This is a genomic window from Polaribacter sp. P097 (assembly GCF_036864555.1).
Lineage (GTDB): Bacteria > Bacteroidota > Bacteroidia > Flavobacteriales > Flavobacteriaceae > Polaribacter.
Window position 1 is genome coordinate 1 of the sequence record NZ_JAZETJ010000008.1, and the last position, 1,627, is coordinate 1,627.

The 1,627-nt window shown below is 31.1% G+C and carries 1 protein-coding gene; it reads right to left on the reverse strand.

All coding sequences use genetic code 11. The features are described from left to right. Window positions 1–94 precede the first annotated feature (94 nt). Window positions 95–1,627: T9SS type A sorting domain-containing protein (locus tag V7R38_RS13120; protein ID WP_334059113.1), on the reverse strand; the 1,533-nt coding region annotated here is incomplete at its 5' end.

Genomic DNA, 1,627 nt, shown 5'->3' on the forward strand with positions numbered 1-1,627 from the left:
AAAAAAAGAGCTGACGTAAGTCAGCTCTTGGGATCAAGTAGTCTAAAAATTAATACCCCTAAAAATTATTTCGACTATTGATATTTTATATGTTTTATCTAAAGATAATTTTAGATGTACCATAGTTTGTTTCTTTACTAGCTACTTTTAGTAACATTACACCAGTTTTAACTCTAAAGTTAAAGTCTAGTTCATTTTTACCAGTATTTAAGTTTACGTTTTCTTTGTAAATAGTTTTACCAGTAATATCTGTTAAAGTTACAGTTGCTTCAGTATCTACTTGACTAAATAGTAACAAGTTTACATTACCTTGAGAAGGGTTTGGATATGCCATAAATTCGTTTTCGAACTTCTCAATTTTATTTACAATTTGATCTTCAACTGCAATTTTGGTGAACTTTACATCAGAGATTGTTAAATCTAACTCTTTTGTTTGTGCCTCAACAGGTAAGAAGGTAAATAGTAATGTTGTTAAATCTTCAGCTGTTAACTTTTCTTGACTAGCACTAGATGTAAAGATATCGAAAGGTACATAATAAGTTTGCTCTTCTTCAGATAAATCTACCATTACTCTATATTGTGCTTTCCAATCTTCAATAGATTTTTTAATTAAACCTAATTCAATTAGTCCAGAACCTTTTGCTGTGAATGATAAGTAGTTGTACTCAGAATAATCAGCAGCTAAAGTACCAGGTAATAAAGATTTGTATAGTGTTAAGTAATCAAAATCACTTGTTGCTCTAAGTGCTACGTTTCTGTTGATAGCATGCTCATCATCTTGATAGGTTCTATCAAAACTGTTTGATACAAAGTACTCTTTAATTTTAGTATAGTTTGAATCGAAATCTAATCCCCAGTTACCATCTGCATGATAAAAGGCATCTTCAACTTCACCATCTACTTTTACTAAACCATCATACTCATATCCATCAGCAATGTCTACTCTTAAAGTTTGCTCTAACTCTGTGTTTACAGGGTTATATCTAAACTTCACATTGTTAGCAGTCTCAGAGTAGATTTCTTCCATAGAAATCTCAGTATTCAATCCTTTTTGAGTGCTTCTTAAAAGTACTACAAGTTCATTTTTCTCTCTAGAAATTTTAGCAGCATAAGTTTTAGGCACTTTCTGCACTTCTGTTTGAGTTACAGGAATAAATGCTTTTAAGTTGTTTAAAATATCTACTACTAATTTTTGAGTATCAGCAGGGTTTGTAGTCCAAACCTGGAAGTTATATACATCATTAAACTTGATGTAGTTGTTTACATACCAGTTGGTTTGAATGGTATAATTAGTATCGTTATTATTCTTAGCAGTTGCAAAAGAGATCGCATATTCTACAACACCATTTCTTTGCTTAATACCTTGCATTAAGAAGTTGTAACCTTCTAATTGCACAGTTTGAATGTTTAAGATTTCAGCACCTCTTAATCTATCACAAGAAGCTTTGGTATGGTTATAGATTTTATCTGATGTTTTTACACCTAATACTACCCCTTTTGTTTTACCATCTAAAGAGAAATCTACAGATAATACTTCATCAGCTATAGTGTAATCTAAGATATCAGTAGGAGAGGTAACATTAGCGATATTACCAGCTACTAATTCAGTAGGGAACATGTCTAACAT